A 15,329-nucleotide genomic window follows, 5' to 3' on the forward strand; every position below is an offset into this window, starting at 1 on the left:
TGCAGCGACGCGATCCTTGTGGGAGCTGGCTTGCCAGCGATTCAGGCGCCGCGGTCATTCAGGCAGACCGAGTCGATGCCATCGCGGGCAAGCCCGCTCCCACAGGGAGCGAGCCAGAAGCGCAGATTACTTCTTGTCGCGAATCGAGAAGTTGGCCATGTGTTCCAGGCCCTTGATCAGCGCCGAGTGGTCCCAGTTGCTGCCACCGATGGCTGCGCAGGTGCTGAACACTTGCTGGGCGTTGGCGGTGTTCGGCAGGTTGATGTTCAGTTCCTTGGCACCTTGCAGGGCCAGGTTCAGGTCCTTCTGGTGCAGGCTGATACGGAAGCCCGGATCGAAGGTGCCTTTGATCATGCGCTCGCCGTGCACTTCGAGGATCTTCGACGAAGCGAAACCGCCCATCAGCGCTTCACGCACCTTGGCCGGATCAGCACCGTTTTTCGAAGCGAACAGCAGGGCTTCAGCCACGGCCTGAATGTTCAGCGCGACGATGATCTGGTTCGCCACTTTGGCGGTCTGACCGTCGCCGTTGCCACCGACCAGAGTGATGTTCTTGCCCATGGCCTGAAACAGCGGCAGGGCACGTTCGAAGGCATCGGCGTCGCCACCGACCATGATGCTCAGGGTCGCAGCCTTGGCGCCGACTTCACCACCGGATACCGGGGCGTCGAGGTATTGCGCGCCTTTCTCGTTGATCTTCTTGGCGAAGGCTTTGGTGGCGGTCGGCGAGATCGAGCTCATGTCGATCACCACTTTGCCTTTGCCGATGCCGGCAGCGACGCCGTCGGCGCGGAACAGCACGTCATCGACCTGCGGGGTGTCCGGCACCATGACGATGATGAATTCGGCTTCCTGCGCCACTTCGCGCGGGTTGGCCAGGGCGACGGCGCCAGCGGCGACCAGATCGGCTGGAGCGGCGTCGTGGTGCGCCGACAGGAACAGGCTGTGACCGGCTTTCTGCAGGTTCGAAGCCATTGGGTGGCCCATGATGCCGGTGCCGATAAATCCGATTTTTGCCATGAGAAAATCCTCTTGTTTTTGTGTGGCTCCCAACACCGGGTTGGTGAGCTTTTGTGGCGAGGGGATTCATCCCCGATGGGCAGCGAAGCTGCCCCAGCTTTTAGCGCGAATCAGTTCCAATCCCGGTTGCAGGTTTTACGGCTGCTGCGCAGCCGGTCGGGGATAAATCCCCTCACCACAGGGGATCTGGTTTCAAATACAGATCCATGTTGAAAACACGGACTCAGATCGCGTTGTGCGACTTCAGCCAGCCCAGACCGGCTTCAGTGGTAGTCAGCGGCTTGTACTCGCAGCCGACCCAACCCTGATAACCAATCCGATCCAGGTGTTCGAACAGGAAGCGGTAGTTGATCTCGCCAGTGCCCGGCTCGTTGCGCCCTGGGTTGTCCGCGAGCTGCACGTGGTTGATCTCGGCCAGGTGCGATTGCAGGGTGCGGGCCAGATCGCCTTCCATGATTTGCATGTGATAGATGTCGTATTGCAGGAACAGATTGGCGCTGCCGACCTGCTCGCGAATCGACAGGGCTTGCGCCGTGTTGTTCAGGTAGAAACCCGGGATGTCGCGGGTGTTGATCGCTTCCATCACCAGTTTGATACCCGCCGCCTGCAGCTTGTCGGCGGCGTACTTGAGGTTGGCGACGAAGGTCTTTTCCACAGTGGCATCGTCGACGCCTTGCGGGCGGATACCGGCCAGGCAGTTGACCTGGGTGTTGCCCAGCACTTGCGCGTAGGCAATCGCCAGATCGACCCCGGCCCGGAACTCTTCAACGCGATCCGGCAGGCAGGCGATACCGCGCTCGCCCTTGGCCCAGTCACCGGCCGGCAGGTTGAACAGCACTTGGGTCAGCCCGTTGGCCTCGAGCTTTGCCTTGATTTCGGCAGAGCTGAAGTCGTACGGGAACAGGTATTCCACGCCACTGAAACCGGCCTTGGCGGCGGCGTCGAAACGGGCAAGGAAATCCTGTTCGGTGAACAGCATTGACAGGTTGGCTGCGAAACGCGGCATGGTGGTCTCCTGTTGCGAATTAATGATGATGGCTTTGTGTAGGAGCTGCCGCAGGCTGCGATCTTTTGATCTTGATCCTGAAAAACAAGATCAAAAGATCGCAGCCTGCGGCAGCTCCTACAGGGGAGTAACCGCGGCCATCAAATCCCGGCAGATCAGTCGAGCAGCGAAATCGCCGTTGGCGCGTCGTTGCCGACCAGCGCCAGGTCTTCGAATTCGTTGACGGCGTTGATCTCGGTCCCCATGGAGATGTTGGTCACACGCTCCAGGATGATTTCGACGATCACCGGCACTTTGAACTCTTCGATCAGCTCTTCGGCCTTGCGCAGGGCAGGGGCGATGTCCGCCGGTTCGAACACACGCAGTGCCTTGCAGCCCAGGCCTTCGGCGACGGCGACGTGGTCGACACCGTAACCGTTGAGTTCCGGCGCGTTCAGGTTATCGAAGGACAGCTGCACGCAGTAGTCCATTTCGAACCCGCGCTGTGCCTGACGGATCAGGCCCAGATACGAGTTGTTCACCACGACGTGGATGTAAGGCAGTTTGAACTGAGCGCCGACCGCCAGCTCCTCGATCATGAACTGGAAGTCATAGTCCCCCGACAGGGCCACGACTTTACGGTTCGGATCGGCCTTGACCACGCCCAGCGCTGCCGGAATGGTCCAGCCCAACGGCCCGGCCTGACCGCAGTTGATCCAGTGACGCGGCTTGTAGACGTGCAGGAACTGCGCGCCGGCAATCTGCGACAGACCAATGGTGCTGACGTAGCAGGTGTCTTTGCCGAACACCTGGTTCATTTCTTCGTAAACGCGTTGCGGCTTGACCGGCACGTTGTCGAAGTGGGTTTTGCGCTGCAGGCTGGCCTTGCGCTGCTGGCAATCCTGCAGCCAGGCACTGCGGTTTTTCAGCTTGCCGGCGGCTTGCCATTCGCGGGCGACTTCGATGAACACGGTCAGCGCCGCAGCGGCGTCGGAAACGATGCCCAGGTCCGGGGTGAACACGCGGCCGATCTGCGTGCCTTCGATGTCGACGTGAATGAACTTGCGACCTTCGGTGTAGACGTCGACCGAACCGGTGTGACGGTTGGCCCAACGGTTACCGATGCCCAGCACCACATCGGATTTGAGCATCGTGGCGTTGCCGTAACGGTGCGACGTCTGCAGACCGACCATGCCGACCATCAACGGGTGATCGTCCGGAATGGTGCCCCAGCCCATCAGGGTCGGGATCACCGGAATACCGGTCAGCTCGGCGAACTCCACCAGCAAATCGCTGGCGTCGGCGTTGATGATGCCGCCACCGGCCACCAGCAATGGACGCTCGGCCTGATCCAGCAGCGCCAGCGCCTTTTCGACCTGAACGCGGCTCGCGGTCGGTTTGGCCAGCGGCAGTGGCTGGTAGGCGTCGATGTCGAATTCGATTTCAGCCATCTGCACGTCGAACGGCAGGTCGATCAGCACCGGGCCTGGGCGACCGGAGCGCATTTCGTAGAAGGCTTTCTGGAACGCGTAAGGCACCTGGCCCGGCTCCAGAACGGTAGTCGCCCACTTGGTGACAGGCTTGACGATGCTGGTGATATCGACCGCCTGGAAGTCTTCCTTGTGCATACGGGCGCGGGGTGCCTGGCCGGTGATGCAAAGGATCGGGATCGAGTCGGCCGAGGCGCTGTAGAGCCCGGTGACCATGTCGGTGCCGGCCGGGCCGGACGTACCGATGCACACGCCGATGTTGCCGGCCTTGGTGCGGGTGTACCCCTCGGCCATGTGCGACGCGCCTTCGACGTGGCGAGCGAGGACGTGATCGATGCCACCGACTTTTTTCAGTGCGGAGTACAGCGGGTTGATCGCTGCACCCGGAATGCCAAAAGCGGTATCAACCCCTTCACGGCGCATCACCAGAACGGCGGCTTCGATTGCTCTCATTTTGCTCATGGTTTTGTGCCTCTTTACGTTTTGTAATTGTATACAAGTGGCTTTGCGCAGAGTGTATTCACGGCGGACGGCGCAGGTCAATCCATTTTCTCAAGCGCCTGTTTCATTCGTCGGAAGCCCGGTTCTGCTGTGGCTTTTCGTCGCATGTGGCGCTTTTCGAGAATTATTGTATACAAAAAAATAATTCATTGTGTTCTATTTGTGGCATCGGGCTGCGGCACAACCGCGCAGCTCCACGACTTTCCCAATAACAAAATGAGGACGGCACCATGAGCGCTTTAACCTTGAAAGTCGCAGTCAACCTGGTCGAACAGGCCATCACTACCGGGCGCGGGATCAATGCCGCGCCGCTGACCATCGCGGTACTCGACACCGGCGGCCACCTGATCACCCTGCAACGCGAAGACGGCGCCAGCCTGCTGCGCCCGAACATCGCCATCGGCAAAGCCTGGGGCGCCATCGCCCTGGGCAAAGGCTCACGCCTGCTGGCGCTGGACGCCCAACAACGCCCGGCGTTCATCGCCGCGCTCAACAGCATGGGCCAGGGCAGCGTCGTCCCGGCCCCGGGCGGGGTCTTGATACGTGATCAGGCGGGGAATGTGCTGGGGGCGATCGGGATTAGCGGCGATCTGTCGGATATTGATGAGCAGGTCGCGATCAAAGCGGTGGAGGCGCTGGATTTGCGGGCGGATGCGGGGGTGGCGGCTTGATCTTTAGCGGCTGATTAACCGCCTTCGCGAGCAGGCTCGCTCCCACATTGGATTTGTGTCTAGACACAAAATGTCTGAGTACCCCAGTCCCCTGTGGGAGCGAGCCTGCTCGCGAAGGCGATCTTCCGTACACATCTTGCTAAAAGTCTGACGCTTGCGCGGAAATTCACTGAACTAGCCTTTTCATAATCAGGACATGAAAAGGCAAGGGAATGCTGGATCTATCTGCTTCAAATCGTTTGCGCATTGGTCGCTACTCCGAACAAAACCGCATCTACTTACTGACTGCCAATACGACGGGAAGGCAGCCTGTTTTCGGCGACTTTGCACTGGGTCGATTGGTCGTCAGCCAATTTCGCATCGCAGACGAAATGGGGTTTGCCAACTCGTTGGCCTGGGTCGTCATGCCAGATCATTTTCATTGGCTAATCGAATTGAAGCGTGGTTCGCTCAGCGAGTTGATGCAGCGTACAAAATCCCTCAGCACCAAATCCGTAAATCTCTCGACGGGTCGAAAGACCCGTCTTTGGCAATCTGGCTTTCATGATCGTGCATTGCGCAGAGAAGAAGATCTGGTGAAGTTGGCTCGGTACATCGTCGCCAACCCATTGCGGGCAGGTTTAGTGCAGAAGCTTGGCGACTATCCGCTGTGGGATGCGATTTGGGTCTGACAGTCAAACCTGGTCGCTCCATTCGCGAGCAAGCTCGTTCCCACATTGGATCTGCGGCGTTCACAAATCCCTGTGGAAGCGAGCCTGCTCGCGAAGCGGTCACCGCGGTCTATCAGTCCGGCTCACACCCTTTCAGCACCAGCCGAATAATCGTCTGCGCCGCCGCCTCGTAATCCGCCTCGTCCAGCTTGTCCTTGCCGGTAACTGCAGAAATCTGCCAGTCGAAGTCGGCGTAGGTCTGGGTCGCGGCCCAGATGCTGAACATCAGGTGGTTGGGGTCGATCGGGGCGATCTGGCCGCGGTCGATCCAGCTCTGGATGCAGTCGATGTTGTGTTTGGCCTGGCTGTTGAGCTGCTCGACCAGGTCGGCGCTCAGGTGCGGGGCGCCGTGCATGATTTCGCTGGCGAACACTTTGGAGGCGAAGGGCAGGTCGCGGGAGATGCGGATCTTCGAGCGGATGTAGCCGCTGAGCACTTCGCTCGGCACGCCGTCCGGGTTGAACGGGGTCGAGGCCTGCAGGATCGGCACGATGATGCTTTCCAGGACCTCGCGGTAGAGGTTTTCCTTGGACTTGAAGTAGTAGTAGACGTTGGGCTTGGGCAATCCTGCCTTGGCGGCGATGTCGCTGGTTTTGGTCGCAGCGAAGCCCTTGTCGGCAAATTCCTCACTGGCGGCACGCAGGATCAGTTCTTTGTTGCGCTCGCGGATTGTGCTCATAAACCCGGTGGTTCCTTGCCTGTTCTGGCGGTTGCGCATGGTAGCACCGGCCTCGCGCATGGCTCAAGAATGCCCCGTGTGGCCCGCAGTCGCGGTATGCTGCGCGGCATTATTCACATAAGGAAACACGATTCATGGCAGGAAGCAGTTTGCTGGTGCTGATCGACGATATTGCCACCGTTCTGGATGACGTGGCGTTGATGAGCAAAATGGCCGCGAAGAAGACCGCCGGGGTACTCGGCGATGATCTGGCGCTCAATGCCCAGCAAGTCTCCGGAGTTCGCGCCGAGCGGGAAATTCCCGTGGTCTGGGCAGTGGCCAAGGGCTCGTTCGTCAACAAACTGATTCTGGTGCCGTCGGCGCTGGCGATCAGCGCATTTGTGCCGTGGCTGGTGACGCCGCTGTTGATGGTCGGCGGCGCGTACCTGTGTTTTGAAGGTTTCGAGAAACTCGCGCACAAGTTCCTGCACAGCAAGGCCGAAGATGATGCCAACCACGCGCAACTGAGCGCGGCGGTGGCCGAGCCGACCACCGATCTGGTGGCCTACGAGAAGGACAAGATCAAAGGCGCAATCCGCACCGACTTTATCCTCTCGGCGGAAATCATCGCCATCACCCTCGGCACCGTGGCCGACGCTTCGCTGACTCAGCAAGTGATCGTGATGTCGGGCATCGCCATCGTCATGACCGTGGGCGTTTATGGTCTGGTGGCCGGCATCGTCAAGCTCGACGACCTGGGCCTGTGGCTGACCCGGAAATCGGGTGCAGCAGCAAAAAACATTGGCAACGCGATCCTGCGCGCCGCGCCGTACATGATGAAAGGCCTGTCGGTGATCGGCACGGCGGCGATGTTCCTGGTCGGTGGCGGCATCCTCACCCACGGTATTCCGGTGGTGCATCACTGGATTGAAAGTGTCGGTGCAGCGGCTGGCAGTGCCGGGTTTGCCGTGCCTGTGTTGCTCAATGGCGTAGCGGGGATTATCGCGGGCGCGGCAGTGCTGGCGGTGGTGTCGGTCGTCGGCAAAATCTGGCGCGCGATCAAGGGATAAACACATCACCCCTGTGGGAGCGAGCCTGCTCGCGAAGGCGTCGAGTCAATCACCCCTTTCGGGTCTGATTCACCGCATTCGCGAGCAGGCTCGCTCCCACATTGGATTTCAGTGATCCATGAAAAAGGGCCATTCGACTCGCATCGAATGGCCCTTTTTCGTTGCCGCTGAAGTTACTCGGCAATCTGCAGCTTGCGCGACTCGGTGTAGACGTAGCGCACTTTCTCGTACTCGAACGGCGAGTTCATCTGGCCGTAGCGGAAGTTGGTCTGGTAGCGCTTGTCGACGGCGCGCAAGGCCCAGATTTCCGGGTGGTTGGAGCTGACTTCAGAAACGTTCAGGTAGTTGATCGCCGATTCGGCGGTGTAGTCCACGGCCAGGCCGGCGGTGTCGCGGATGTTCGACGGGCCGAGAATCGGCAAGACGAAGTAGGCGCCGCCCGGTACGCCGTAGAAACCCAGGGTCTGACCGAAGTCTTCGCTCTGGCGCGGCAGACCCATGGCGGTCGCCGGGTCCCACAGGCCGGCAATGCCGATGGTGGTGTTGAGCAACAGGCGCGCGGTGGTTTCCATCGAACGCTTGCCCTTGAACTGCAGCAGGCTGTTGACCAGGTTTGGCACGTCGCCGAGGTTGTTGAAGAAGTTGCTCACTCCGGTGCGCAGGAAGCTCGGCGTCACGTAGCGATAACCGTCGACCACCGGCAGAAACACCCATTGGTCGAAGCGGTAGTTGAAGTGGTAGACGCGGCGGTTCCACGACTCCAGCGGGTCATAGACGTTGAGCGCGTTGAGTGTCGAGCGTTCGAACTCACGCTGGTCCAGCCCCGGGTTGAACTTGAGTTTGGACAGCGGCTCCTTGAAGCCGTCGCTGTCGACCACCACTGGCGCGTTGGCTTTGCTGTTGTCGGCCTGGGCCACGCCTGCACCGAGGAGCGCTGCAATCAGCAGGAGATATTTAGCCACGGAAGAACTCCAGCATGGCGTCGCTGTTGACGCGGTAGTTAAGGTTGCCGCAATGGCCGCCCAGTGGGTAAACAGTCAGGCGATCGCCGAAGGTCTTGCGCAGGAAACCGAGGTCGCCAGGGCCGAGAATCACGTCGTCAGCGTTGTGCATGACGGCGATTTTCGGGCTGTCGTGCAGGTAATCCTTGAGTGCGTACAGGCTGACCTGGTCGATCAGTTGCAGCAGGCTGCCGCCGTCGGTACGGGCGCGCCACATCGGGATCACCTGTTCGGTCAGGTAGCAGTCGAAGTCGCATTGCAGCGCACGCTTGAGAAACGGCGTGAGGCTGGTGCCTTCGGTGATCGGGAATTTCGGCGGGGTGATCAGGCCACGACGGTTGATCAGGTCGGAGGTGAAGGCAATGTCGGCGGCCGAGAAACGGAACGAGGTGCCGATCAGCATCGCCATCTGTTCGTTGGTCAGGTGCTGCTTGGACTGCTGGAAGTCGTAGAGCAGGGCGTCGTTGAGGTCGATGTAGCCTTTCTGCTGGAAGTAGCGGGTCAGCTTGTTCAGCACCAGTTCATAGAAAGTGGTGCTGTTGTTGATGCCCTTCACCTCGGTCTGCACCAGCTTGTCGAGGTTGCTGATGGACGTGTAGAGGTTGACCGGCGGGTTGAGCAGCAGGACTTTCTTGAAGTTGAAACTGCGTCGGGTCTCGTCCAGGTGCGCGACAAACGCGGCATCCAGCGCGCCAAGGCTGTAGCCGCTGAGGTAGTACTCGGTGACCGGCAGTTTGGGATGTTGCGCGCGCACGGCTTGCATCACCCGGTACATGTCTTCGGCGTCTTCCTTGGTGATGCCCGGGGTGGCGAAGCGTGAAGCGGCGCTGATGAAGTCGAAGCTGGTGGGCGACGACAACTGCACGACGTTGTAGCCGGCCTTGTAATAAAGCTTTTTCAGGTATTCATTGAGCGAACTGTCATAACGAGCACCGGTGCCGGCGATCAGGAAGATCAGCGGCGCCGGTTTGTCCTGCTCGGCGATACGGTAGGTGAGTTTTTTCACCGGCCAGAAGTTGTCCGGGAGGATGAAGGCCCGTTCCGGGCGCAGGGTGATGCTGTGGTCGGACTGATTGATCTCGTCGTTCGACGGCAATTCCGGACGCAGGTCCGGTGGCGTGGTGGCGATGGTCGCCTCGAACGGGTTGGTCAGGGGATAGCCATAACTGGCGGCATCGATATCCACCGCCAGTGCGGACGCACTCAGAATAAGGCCGCTGAACAGCGCGGCGAAGCGCAAGGAACGGAGCATGACTGGATCCCTTAAAGGAAGGTGCCGAATGAAGTTCGCAGGCTATGACCACCGGGCTTGCGCCAAAGTGCCATGCCTCGGCACCAAACAGGCAGAATTCGGAGTAATAGTAGCTGGACGATACACGTTGCAAGGCGCGGATGACCAGTTAACAGTTGTTAGTGCTTGCCAATGCGTGCGGGCAGATTAAGCTGGCCGCCGATTTCGTTGATTGGAGAGATTCATGTCCCGCCGCTTGCCCGTGATTCTGTTGCTCGTGCTGTTGCCGCTGTGGCTGGCCGCCAGTTATGGCGCGCGTTATGGCTTCATGGAGGATGGGCAGTGGGTCGGCATCTGCGTCGATGAGGCGAGCCGCTGGGAATGCACGGTGCGCTCGAATCTGGGGCTGATGATTCACTTCAAGGTATTGGGCTGGACCGCGCTGGGTGCGGCGTCGCTGGGTTTTGTGCTGCCGGGGCGGGCAGGGTGGTGGCTGGCGGTGCTGGCGCTGGTGTTCGGGTTGCCGGCGCTGGCGTTGTACAACACGACGCTGGCGGTGTTCGCGGTGGTGATTGCCGGATTGCGGCTGGTCCGGGCATCCCGCAGCGCCTGACAGAAAAAGATCGCAGCCTTCGGCAGCTCCTACAAGGGGCAGTGAACCCTGTAGGAGCTGCCGAAGGCTGCGATCTTTTGATCTTGCTGCTAATCAGCGACTGCGAACCCGCAGACAGCGCCACAACGCCGCCACCATTAACCCGCTGACCAGCGCCCAGCCCCACGCCTGCTGATTCAACAAGCCTTCTTCATACAGCTGCGGCGCAATGCCGGCGCCGATGATAAAGGTCAGCAGGGCGATTTCCCGACGCGGCACGTTGACCGGGCGGCACACATACACCAGCGCCGGCAGAATGAACGCCATGCTGGCGAAGCTGCGATAACGCGCATCGAAGACCATCTCCAGCATCATCACCGCTGCTGCAAAACCGGCCACGGCAACCAGCCATCCGGCGCGGCGTTCCAGCAGACTGAACGCGCGTTCACGCCAACCCTGGCGGGCGCTCAGGCTCAGCGCGGCATGTGCCAGCACCAACAGATTCAATACGGTCAGCAAGCCGACCCACAGCCATTCGCTGGCAAACCGTGTGGTCACTCGCGCCAGATCGCCCCAGGCGCCGATCGAGCAGGCGACCAGCGCACCGAGCAGCGGCAGGATCAATGCCGATCGGGTGGTGCGCACCCGGCCGCCGAGCAGCAGTGTGCCGAGGAAAATCAGGCCGCCGACGCCCAGCCATGCCTTCCAGTAGGGCACATTGGTCACCGGCCCGGCGAGCACGCCCTTGTCCTGGCGATCGGCATCGAACAGGCCCCAGTAACCGCCGACTGCACCTTCGCTGCCACGCTTCCATGGCTGGTCGAACGCTTCGATCAAGTTGTAATGCCAGCCTTCCTTCTCGGCCATCGCGACAAAACCACGAATGAACTTGGCCTCGTTGACCCGGCTCGGCAGGGCGGTTTCGCGCTGACGACCCTCGCTGGGCCAGCCGGTCTCGCCGATCATCACGTCTTTGGGCGCGAATTTGTTGCCGAACACCTGGCGTACGTCCGCCACATGTTGCAGGGCGACGTCGATGTTCGACGGATCATCTTCCCAGTACGGCAGCAAGTGAATGGTCAGGAAATCCACCGCCGGCGCGACTTCCGGGTGCTTGAGCCAGAACTCCCAGACATCGGCATAGGTGACCGGTTGCTTGACCTGGCTTTTGACCTTGTTGATCAGCTTCGCCAGTTGCGCGCCGGTGACTTCCTTGCGCAGCAGCGCTTCGTTGCCGACGATCACCGCGCTGACCACATCCGGGTTGGCGTTGGCCGAGGCAATCAGCAGGTCGACTTCCTTTTCAGTGTCCACCGGGTTGCTGTTGACCCAGGCGCCGATCATCAGCTTCAAACCGTGCTTGCGCGCCAGTTCCGGCAGGGCTTCGAGGCCGGTCATTGAGTAGGTGCGGATGCATTCGAAGCGCGTCGCCAGCAGGGCGAGGTCGGCGTCCATGCGTTCCGGGCGCAGTTTGAACGGCACGTCGAACGGCGACTGATCCTTGTCGAACGGCGTGTAGGAGGCGCATTGCAATTTGTGCGTCGGGGTCGCGGCATCCGGCAGAATCACCGGTTTGCCGAGGCCGTACCAGAAGCCACCGAGGGCCAACAGGCCGAGCAGGCAGGCAAAGAGATAAGGAACAAGCGGGAAGCGGGAGGTCGCGGACATGGTCAGGCCGAGTGGCTGCAAAGCGACGCATGTTACCTGCATTTATCCGCGGGTTGGTGGCCTGCATGATTTGCACATGCAAAGTTCGGGCGGATTGTCTGGCGCCAATTATTCAGAGGTGATTAATGGCCTTCTGATGTCGTTTCTCGGTGTATTGAGGTCGCTGACAGAGCAGGTCGCGTTTGGCGTCAGGCCGATGATCGAAAGCGTCAGTACCCTTATAGAAAAGACGACTGATGTTCGGACGAGTTTACGGTCAGGCGTGATGGGGGCGCTGTGCACCATAACAATACGTTGACGATGCCCGGCATCCGTCGGGCGCAGCATTTCGGGGAAGTAAACGATGAAGATGCGACGACTTTTAGGCGCAGGTGCCGCTCTGGTGCTTGCGATGAGTTCCACATTCGCCAGCGCTGAAAAACAGACCCTGAACATCGGTTACGTTGACGGCTGGTCCGACAGCGTCGCGACCACCCACGTGGCGGCCGAGGTGATCAAGCAGAAACTCGGCTACGACGTGAAGCTGCAAGCCGTCGCCACCGGGATCATGTGGCAGGGCGTGGCCACCGGCAAACTCGATGCGATGCTATCGGCCTGGTTGCCGGTGACCCATGGCGAATACTGGACGAAGAACAAGGATCTGGTCGTCGATTACGGCCCGAACTTCAAGGATGCGAAAATCGGCCTGATTGTGCCGGAGTACGTCAAGGCGAAATCGATCGAAGACCTCAAGACCGATGACAGCTTCAAGAACCGCATCGTCGGCATCGACGCCGGCTCGGGCGTGATGCTCAAGACCGATCAGGCGATCAAGGATTACGGCCTGGACAAATACACCCTCAAGGCCAGTTCTGGCGCCGGCATGATTGCCGAGCTGACCCGTGCCGAGAAGAAGAACGAATCGATTGCCGTCACCGGTTGGGTGCCGCACTGGATGTTCGCCAAGTGGAAACTGCGCTTCCTTGACGACCCGAAAGGCGTGTATGGCGCGGCTGAAACCGTAAACAGCATCGGTAGCAAAGAACTGGCTACCAAGGCACCGGAAGTGGCCAAGTTCCTGAAAAACTTCCAGTGGGCGTCGAAAGACGAGATCGGCGAAGTCATGCTGGCCATCCAGGACGGCGCCAAGCCTGACGCGGCGGCCAAGGATTGGGTCGCCAAGCACCCGGACCGCGTGGCTGACTGGACCAAATAAAAGCAACACCGCCGTACCCCACTGTGGGAGCGAGCCTGCTCGCGAATGCGATCTGTCAGTTGATACATATTTCGACTGATCTGACGCTTTCGCGAGCAGGCTCGCTCCCACAGTTTTTTTTGTGTGCTGAAAATTGGCGAAAACGTCATGTCGTTCTAATACTAAGGTCGTCTGGAAGCCGTTCCGCAGCCGCATACAGTGGATACGTTCCAACAATAATCTGTGCTGCGAGGATAAAAACAATGAACGACAGCATTTACCTCTCGATTCAAAACAGCCCGCGCTTCAAGGAGCTGGTGAGAAAAAGAGAAAAATTCGCCTGGATACTCTCGGCGATCATGCTCGGGCTGTATTCCGGATTCATTCTGTTGATTGCTTACGGGCCGCAAGTGCTCGGAGCGAAACTCAGCCCCGGGTCTTCGATTACCTGGGGCATTCCGATCGGTGTCGGGCTGATTGTCTCGGCCTTCGTCCTGACCGGTATCTACGTGCGACGCGCCAATGGCGAGTTTGACGACCTGAACAATGCGATTCTCAAGGAGGCTCAGCAATGATCCGGCGTCTACTGGCTCTTTTGAGCATCGCAGCGTTCGCTCCAGCCGTCTGGGCCGCTGACGCCTTGACCGGCGAAGTCCACAAACAACCGCTCAACGTTTCCGCGATCGCCATGTTCGTGGTGTTCGTCGGTGCGACCTTGTGCATCACCTACTGGGCGTCCAAGCGCAACAAGTCGGCCGCTGACTACTATGCGGCGGGCGGCAAGATCACCGGTTTCCAGAATGGTCTGGCGATTGCCGGCGACTACATGTCGGCGGCGTCCTTCCTGGGGATTTCCGCGCTGGTGTTCACCTCTGGCTACGATGGCCTGATCTACTCGATCGGCTTCCTGGTGGGCTGGCCGATCATTCTGTTCCTGATCGCCGAGCGTCTGCGTAACCTGGGTAAATACACCTTTGCCGACGTGGCGTCCTACCGCCTCGGGCAAACCCAGATCCGCACGCTGTCTGCCTGCGGTTCGCTGGTGGTGGTGGCGTTCTACCTGATCGCGCAAATGGTCGGTGCCGGCAAGCTGATCCAGCTGCTGTTCGGCCTCGACTACTACGTGGCGGTGATTCTGGTCGGTATCCTGATGTGCCTCTACGTGCTGTTCGGCGGCATGCTGGCGACCACTTGGGTGCAGATCATCAAGGCGGTGCTGTTGCTGTCCGGTGCTTCGTTCATGGCGCTGATGGTGATGAAGCACGTCAACTTCGACTTCAACATGCTGTTCTCCGAGGCGATCAAGGTTCACCCCAAAGGTGAGGCGATCATGAGCCCGGGCGGCCTGGTGAAAGACCCGATTTCGGCGTTCTCCCTCGGTCTGGCCCTGATGTTCGGTACCGCTGGTCTGCCACACATCCTGATGCGCTTCTTCACCGTGAGTGACGCGAAAGAAGCGCGCAAGAGCGTGCTGTATGCCACCGGCTTCATTGGCTACTTCTACATCCTGACCTTCATCATCGGCTTCGGCGCGATCCTGCTGGTCAGCACCAACCCGGCCTTCAAGGATGCAGCGGGCGCTCTGCTCGGCGGCAACAACATGGCGGCGGTGCACCTGGCTGACGCAGTGGGTGGCAGTATCTTCCTCGGCTTCATCTCGGCGGTGGCGTTCGCGACCATTCTGGCGGTGGTGGCCGGTCTGACTCTGGCCGGTGCTTCGGCGGTGTCGCACGACCTGTATGCCAGTGTGATCAAGAAGGGCAAGGCCAACGACAAGGATGAGATTCGCGTGTCGAAGATCACCACCATCGCCCTGGGTGTGCTGGCGATTGGTCTGGGCATCCTGTTCGAAAGCCAGAACATCGCGTTCATGGTCGGCCTGGCGTTCTCGATTGCAGCGAGCTGCAACTTCCCGGTGCTGTTGCTTTCGATGTACTGGAAGAAGCTGACGACCCGCGGCGCGATGGTCGGTGGCTGGTTGGGGCTGGTGAGTGCGGTGGGTCTGATGATCCTCGGCCCGACCATCTGGGTGCAGATTCTGCATCATGAGAAGGCGATCTTCCCTTACGAGTACCCGGCGTTGTTTTCGATGATCATTGCGTTCATCGGTATCTGGTTCTTCTCGATCACCGACAAGTCGGCGGCGGCCGAGAACGAGCGGGCGCTGTTCTTCCCGCAGTTTGTGCGTTCGCAGACGGGGTTGGGGGCGAGTGGGGCGGTTTCGCACTAAGATCTGGTTACATGGTTTGAGTGGAATGCCCTGGTTGAGAGATCGGGGCATTTTTTTGTGGGCGGTTATCGAGCGGGTTGTGTTTTTTTGTGGGGGATGGGGTACATATCCGTTGCTGCGGTAACGGCCTCCTAGGGTTCCGCCCTTACGGCGGGTCACTTTTGACAAACGCCTCAAAAGTAACCAAAAAGGCTTTACCCTGACGTTCGGCCCTCGCTTGGGCTCGGGTTCCTTCGCTCCGGGATTCATCCGGGGGGCAGCGCCTACGGTTTGCTTCGCTGCACCTCCTCTCGCTGTGTTTGGCTGCGCCAAACGGTCGCTGCGCTCC

At 59.9% G+C, this 15,329-nt stretch carries 14 protein-coding genes; 7 read left to right on the top strand and 7 right to left on the bottom strand.

Annotated features, from left to right (window positions below; all coding sequences use genetic code 11):
- Positions 1 to 126: 126 nt before the first annotated feature.
- From ACTJKS_RS17170 to gcl, 3 genes are all read right to left on the bottom strand, one after another.
- Positions 127 to 1,020 carry a 2-hydroxy-3-oxopropionate reductase gene (locus tag ACTJKS_RS17170; RefSeq protein WP_003222962.1) on the bottom strand — a complete coding sequence of 298 codons (894 nt, stop codon included), beginning with the start codon at positions 1,018 to 1,020 and terminating at the stop codon, positions 127 to 129.
- 223 nt (positions 1,021 to 1,243) lie between these two features.
- A complete protein-coding gene (hyi, locus tag ACTJKS_RS17175; protein WP_198760333.1) occupies positions 1,244 to 2,026 on the bottom strand; it encodes a hydroxypyruvate isomerase in 783 nt (260 codons plus the stop codon).
- A gap of 155 nt (positions 2,027 to 2,181) precedes the next feature.
- Positions 2,182 to 3,957 (bottom strand): glyoxylate carboligase, encoded by a 1,776-nt coding sequence (gene gcl / locus ACTJKS_RS17180; RefSeq protein WP_041072901.1) that lies wholly within the window; start codon positions 3,955 to 3,957, stop codon positions 2,182 to 2,184.
- A 269-nt stretch (positions 3,958 to 4,226) separates the two neighbouring features.
- Here gcl and ACTJKS_RS17185 point away from each other — a divergent pair, with 269 nt between their 5' ends.
- Positions 4,227 to 4,667, top strand: a complete 441-nt coding sequence (locus tag ACTJKS_RS17185) for a GlcG/HbpS family heme-binding protein (RefSeq protein WP_095667156.1) — start codon at positions 4,227 to 4,229, stop codon at positions 4,665 to 4,667.
- 212 nt (positions 4,668 to 4,879) lie between these two features.
- Positions 4,880 to 5,338: an REP-associated tyrosine transposase gene (locus ACTJKS_RS17190; RefSeq protein ID WP_108182069.1), complete on the top strand. Its 459-nt coding sequence runs from the start codon at positions 4,880 to 4,882 to the stop codon at positions 5,336 to 5,338.
- A 112-nt stretch (positions 5,339 to 5,450) separates the two neighbouring features.
- Here ACTJKS_RS17190 and ACTJKS_RS17195 read toward each other — a convergent pair whose 3' ends face one another.
- Positions 5,451 to 6,056 carry a TetR/AcrR family transcriptional regulator gene (locus tag ACTJKS_RS17195; protein ID WP_007969638.1) on the bottom strand — a complete coding sequence of 202 codons (606 nt, stop codon included), beginning with the start codon at positions 6,054 to 6,056 and terminating at the stop codon, positions 5,451 to 5,453.
- A 134-nt stretch (positions 6,057 to 6,190) separates the two neighbouring features.
- Here ACTJKS_RS17195 and ACTJKS_RS17200 point away from each other — a divergent pair, with 134 nt between their 5' ends.
- Positions 6,191 to 7,105: a DUF808 domain-containing protein gene (locus ACTJKS_RS17200; RefSeq protein ID WP_108182070.1), complete on the top strand. Its 915-nt coding sequence runs from the start codon at positions 6,191 to 6,193 to the stop codon at positions 7,103 to 7,105.
- 173 nt (positions 7,106 to 7,278) lie between these two features.
- On the opposite strand, the gene ACTJKS_RS17205 is transcribed toward ACTJKS_RS17200, so the two are convergent.
- Together ACTJKS_RS17205 and ACTJKS_RS17210 are read right to left on the bottom strand one after the other, a co-directional pair.
- Entirely contained in the window at positions 7,279 to 8,067 is a 789-nt protein-coding gene (locus tag ACTJKS_RS17205) for an MlaA family lipoprotein (protein ID WP_108182071.1), read from the bottom strand.
- The gene (locus tag ACTJKS_RS17210; protein WP_041072894.1) at positions 8,060 to 9,358 is read right to left on the bottom strand and encodes a serine/threonine protein kinase; all 1,299 of its coding nucleotides are present in this window, start codon (positions 9,356 to 9,358) and stop codon (positions 8,060 to 8,062) included. Before ACTJKS_RS17210 ends, ACTJKS_RS17205 begins: the two co-directional genes overlap by 8 nt.
- A gap of 223 nt (positions 9,359 to 9,581) precedes the next feature.
- On the opposite strand from ACTJKS_RS17210, the gene ACTJKS_RS17215 reads away from it, so the two are divergent.
- Positions 9,582 to 9,950, top strand: a complete 369-nt coding sequence (locus ACTJKS_RS17215) for a hypothetical protein (RefSeq protein ID WP_108182072.1) — start codon at positions 9,582 to 9,584, stop codon at positions 9,948 to 9,950.
- Positions 9,951 to 10,043: 93 nt separating this feature from the next.
- Here the strand turns inward: ACTJKS_RS17215 and ACTJKS_RS17220 are convergent, their stop codons facing one another.
- The gene (locus ACTJKS_RS17220; protein ID WP_108182073.1) at positions 10,044 to 11,639 is read right to left on the bottom strand and encodes a glycoside hydrolase family 17 protein; all 1,596 of its coding nucleotides are present in this window, start codon (positions 11,637 to 11,639) and stop codon (positions 10,044 to 10,046) included.
- A 301-nt stretch (positions 11,640 to 11,940) separates the two neighbouring features.
- Here ACTJKS_RS17220 and ACTJKS_RS17225 point away from each other — a divergent pair, with 301 nt between their 5' ends.
- The 3 genes from ACTJKS_RS17225 to ACTJKS_RS17235 all read left to right on the top strand — a co-directional run bounded on the left by ACTJKS_RS17225 (position 11,941) and on the right by ACTJKS_RS17235 (position 15,001).
- Complete coding sequence (locus ACTJKS_RS17225) at positions 11,941 to 12,792, top strand: glycine betaine ABC transporter substrate-binding protein (RefSeq protein WP_041072889.1); 852 nt, start codon at positions 11,941 to 11,943, stop codon at positions 12,790 to 12,792.
- Between the two features lie 242 nt (positions 12,793 to 13,034).
- Entirely contained in the window at positions 13,035 to 13,346 is a 312-nt protein-coding gene (locus ACTJKS_RS17230; protein ID WP_041072887.1) for a DUF485 domain-containing protein, read from the top strand.
- Positions 13,343 to 15,001 (top strand): cation acetate symporter, encoded by a 1,659-nt coding sequence (locus ACTJKS_RS17235; protein ID WP_041072885.1) that lies wholly within the window; start codon positions 13,343 to 13,345, stop codon positions 14,999 to 15,001. The genes ACTJKS_RS17230 and ACTJKS_RS17235 overlap by 4 nt, the downstream gene beginning before the upstream one ends.
- The last annotated feature ends 328 nt before the right edge of the window (positions 15,002 to 15,329 follow it).

The organism is Pseudomonas sp. 22189, assembly GCF_052045635.1.
GTDB lineage: Bacteria > Pseudomonadota > Gammaproteobacteria > Pseudomonadales > Pseudomonadaceae > Aquipseudomonas > Aquipseudomonas parakoreensis.

What these genes read in the sequence shown, in the direction of transcription:
- ACTJKS_RS17170 (WP_003222962.1), bottom strand. Translation starts at nt 1,020, where the DNA reads ATGGCAAAAATCGGATTTATCGGCACCGGCATCATGGGCCACCCAATG.
- hyi (WP_198760333.1), bottom strand. Translation starts at nt 2,026, where the DNA reads ATGCCGCGTTTCGCAGCCAACCTGTCAATGCTGTTCACCGAACAGGAT.
- gcl (WP_041072901.1), bottom strand. Translation starts at nt 3,957, where the DNA reads ATGAGCAAAATGAGAGCAATCGAAGCCGCCGTTCTGGTGATGCGCCGT.
- ACTJKS_RS17185 (WP_095667156.1), top strand. Translation starts at nt 4,227, where the DNA reads ATGAGCGCTTTAACCTTGAAAGTCGCAGTCAACCTGGTCGAACAGGCC.
- ACTJKS_RS17190 (WP_108182069.1), top strand. Translation starts at nt 4,880, where the DNA reads ATGCTGGATCTATCTGCTTCAAATCGTTTGCGCATTGGTCGCTACTCC.
- ACTJKS_RS17195 (WP_007969638.1), bottom strand. Translation starts at nt 6,056, where the DNA reads ATGAGCACAATCCGCGAGCGCAACAAAGAACTGATCCTGCGTGCCGCC.
- ACTJKS_RS17200 (WP_108182070.1), top strand. Translation starts at nt 6,191, where the DNA reads ATGGCAGGAAGCAGTTTGCTGGTGCTGATCGACGATATTGCCACCGTT.
- ACTJKS_RS17210 (WP_041072894.1), bottom strand. Translation starts at nt 9,358, where the DNA reads ATGCTCCGTTCCTTGCGCTTCGCCGCGCTGTTCAGCGGCCTTATTCTG.
- ACTJKS_RS17215 (WP_108182072.1), top strand. Translation starts at nt 9,582, where the DNA reads ATGTCCCGCCGCTTGCCCGTGATTCTGTTGCTCGTGCTGTTGCCGCTG.
- ACTJKS_RS17220 (WP_108182073.1), bottom strand. Translation starts at nt 11,639, where the DNA reads ATGCAGGTAACATGCGTCGCTTTGCAGCCACTCGGCCTGACCATGTCC.
- ACTJKS_RS17225 (WP_041072889.1), top strand. Translation starts at nt 11,941, where the DNA reads ATGAAGATGCGACGACTTTTAGGCGCAGGTGCCGCTCTGGTGCTTGCG.
- ACTJKS_RS17230 (WP_041072887.1), top strand. Translation starts at nt 13,035, where the DNA reads ATGAACGACAGCATTTACCTCTCGATTCAAAACAGCCCGCGCTTCAAG.
- ACTJKS_RS17235 (WP_041072885.1), top strand. Translation starts at nt 13,343, where the DNA reads ATGATCCGGCGTCTACTGGCTCTTTTGAGCATCGCAGCGTTCGCTCCA.